This window comes from Methylobacterium sp. E-025, from assembly GCF_022829705.1.
Lineage (GTDB): Bacteria > Pseudomonadota > Alphaproteobacteria > Rhizobiales > Beijerinckiaceae > Methylobacterium.
On record NZ_JAKSYR010000149.1, the window covers coordinates 1 to 2,731 of the forward strand.

The following is a 2,731-nucleotide window of genomic DNA, read 5'->3' on the forward strand; positions in this document are numbered from 1 at the left end:
GGTCGCAGCCCTTCTTCGAGCCGGTCAGGTGCAGATGCTCGCGCGCCGCATCGAGCAGGCTGGTGCGGGTGTCGAGCTCGAGCTCGCGCCGCTGGCCGTTGATCGTGAACCACACCCGCGCCAGGACAGGGCGGTCGCCGGACGCAGCGTCGGCGCGGGCGCCCGCGGGAAGGGTGGAAAGGGCCGCGGCGGCGGTCGCGCTGGCGACCACGTCTCGTCGGCTCATGTCGAATTCTCCAGGCGGTGCCATCATGGTCTCCGAACCTGTTGCGGGGGGCGACGACGCGCCCGAAGGCCGTCTGTCGGAAGCGGAATGCCCAGGGCAACTCCGGCAGGCTGGATAAGCTCCAAAGTGCCACCGGCTTCGGTCCGGTGCTCGGCACGGACATTTCGCCCCGGCATCCCGCGTCGGGATCGCCTCGCCGGCCGCATCCGGGGTGTTGGCGGCTCCCGAGGACGCGGCACCGACCCCGGTCGCCCGCTTCGGTCCGTCGTGCGTTCGCGCCTTGCCGGTTGGTCGCACCCTTCCGGGTGCCGACGCCTCGGAATCTCAAAAACCCTGCCTCCGCCGCCCTGATGGTCGCGGGATCGGTGGTGACGAGAAATCCGCGACATCGCTCAGCGAGGCGAAGAGCCGTGATGCCGCCCGCTCGGGATGATGATGCACGCGCGCGCCACCTCTCGGGTGACCATGCGAGGGCCGTGCGTTCGTCCGCGATGATGCATCGGGGATAGCGCGGCTGGCCGGGCACCGTCTCGATGTCGTCCTCGGTACCGTAGGCGATGCGGATCGACGACCTCCCGCCCGGTCGACGCCCGAGCCGACGTCGTGTGGTGGGTTCGCTTCCCGCGTGGCCTCGGTGCGCGAGCTGACAGTCAGCGCGACGATCAGCGATTTCGTCGTCGATCCGACTGCCGCTGCAGAAGATCCGATCGCCCAAGGCTCGATGATTCGGTCTCGCTCATCGTGCGGCCTCCGTCACGAGGAGACAGGCTGCGCACGACAGGGTGGTTCAGGTCGAAATCGAGACGCCGTCTGTGCGGCGTTCGGGGATGTCGCGATGCGCGTCACGGTCATCGGCGGCGCGCCTCGGCTCACCGATCCGCGATCGCGATCCGCCGGCGGCCGTATCGGCTGCGCCGGCGGGCGGGCCGCCGAACGCAGATCGTGACGTCACGGGAGCGCGGACTCAGCGAGCGGGCACGGCCTCGGCGACCACCTCGACGACGCGGCGCGGCGCGACCGGCTTCGTGGCGGCCACGGGCTGAGGCGTCGTGGTCATATCGCTGACGGAACGCGTCTGCTGAGACGTCCGGGCCTGCTCGCGGTAGAGCGGCGGGGTGAGGTTCAAGGACTCGTCGGCCATCGCCGCGCCGGCGGAGACGGATGCCGAGGCGAACGCGATGAGGGCGAGGGCGTGGGTGAAGCGCATGACGGATCTCCGGTTGGGTCGCTTGCAGAGCCGACCGACCGAGAGATTGAACCACAGAATTTGTGCGTTGCGACATGTGCATTTTGCAACGCAACATAATGCGAGCAAAGGCCAGTTCTTCTTTTATAATTCCGCCCCCGGACGCACTCATCTGTCCATCGCAACACTTCGCCATGCACTCGGCGCATACGGCATTAAATCGGTATCACGACGTCAAATTATCTTTTCGGCGCCCGAAAAAACAATTTTACCAATAATGTCGCGATACGTTCAGTCGCTCCCGAGCCCGCTCTTTCTCTTCAGGGCATCACAGGCGGCCCCGGTCGATGACTGACCTCGCGCGCGGCGCCATCGGTCGCGCATTCAATCGACGATCGCTGAATCCACCCTCTTCGTGAATTCGGCGTCGAGGGTTGCGGCGGATTTGACGATGGCAAGGACACCTTGGCGCGTCGCCTTGTCGGAGATGCCGGCAAACGTCCTGATCAGGTCCATCACCTCGGAATCCTGCAACAGTTGCTGAATCGAATCGCGGCCATCGCCGATCTCTGCCGGAGCGTCGAAGAAGGTCGAGACCGGGACGCCCAAGAAATCCGCGATCGCCTGGAGCCGGGCGGCACCGACTCGGTTGCGTCCCTTCTCGTATTTCTGGACCTGCTGGAACGTGACCCCGAGAGCCTGCCCGAGCGCGGTCTGGCTCAGACCTTGAGCGGTCCGATACGCCGCGATGCGGCTTCCGATCGATCGGTCGCCGCTGGTCGCGAGCTTCGGCGCATGGATGGGGGTCATTCTGGCATTCGCTTTCAGGTTGGAGACGACTCGACCAGCGTCGCTGCTGTTCCGAGCACATCCCAATACGCATTGCGCGCGATTGAGTTTCGCGGCTGCGATCAATCCTGGGTTGCAGAAATGTCATAGCTTGGCCTTGTGACGAACGGCCGAGCGGATCGCGTGCCGGCCCCGTGGAGGCCGTGCGCCATGCACGGTGCCGCGAGGTTCTGCCGCACCGACGAAGCGAGCGGTGCGGCGTTGCCCGCGGCGAACGGGAAGGAGCTGGCATGGCCGAGAAGGCAGACGTGACGACGTACCTCCTGAAGCATGCGCTGGCGGGCAAGGTCGGCGACCACGTCGAGATCGCGGTTGAGGCTGAGGACGGGACGCGGTTGAAGATCCGCTCGACGTCCGAGCAGCTCGACGCGCGCGTGGGCGACCTCGACGGCATCCTCGATGCCGACGACGCCGACGCTGCTTAAGGCTTCCCAAAAACGGTCCGCCTCCGCATCCGCGGGGGCGGACCC

At 66.4% G+C, this 2,731-nt stretch carries 3 protein-coding genes and 1 pseudogene; all 4 read right to left on the reverse strand.

From position 1 onward, the window contains the following. Positions 1 to 226: pseudogene (locus MKK64_RS22035) on the reverse strand (aldehyde dehydrogenase iron-sulfur subunit); the annotation flags it as partial. Between the two features lie 964 nt (positions 227 to 1,190). Continuing rightward, complete coding sequence (locus MKK64_RS22040) at positions 1,191 to 1,433, reverse strand: hypothetical protein (RefSeq protein WP_147726322.1); 243 nt, start codon at positions 1,431 to 1,433, stop codon at positions 1,191 to 1,193. Positions 1,434 to 1,796: 363 nt separating this feature from the next. Then, positions 1,797 to 2,222, reverse strand: a complete 426-nt coding sequence (locus tag MKK64_RS22045) for a helix-turn-helix domain-containing protein (RefSeq protein ID WP_243937356.1) — start codon at positions 2,220 to 2,222, stop codon at positions 1,797 to 1,799. Positions 2,223 to 2,323: 101 nt separating this feature from the next. Beyond that, positions 2,324 to 2,731 (reverse strand): hypothetical protein (locus tag MKK64_RS22050; protein ID WP_243937365.1); only part of this gene is annotated, 408 nt, incomplete at its 5' end.

What these genes read in the sequence shown, in the direction of transcription:
- MKK64_RS22040 (WP_147726322.1), bottom strand. Translation starts at nt 1,433, where the DNA reads ATGCGCTTCACCCACGCCCTCGCCCTCATCGCGTTCGCCTCGGCATCC.
- MKK64_RS22045 (WP_243937356.1), bottom strand. Translation starts at nt 2,222, where the DNA reads ATGACCCCCATCCATGCGCCGAAGCTCGCGACCAGCGGCGACCGATCG.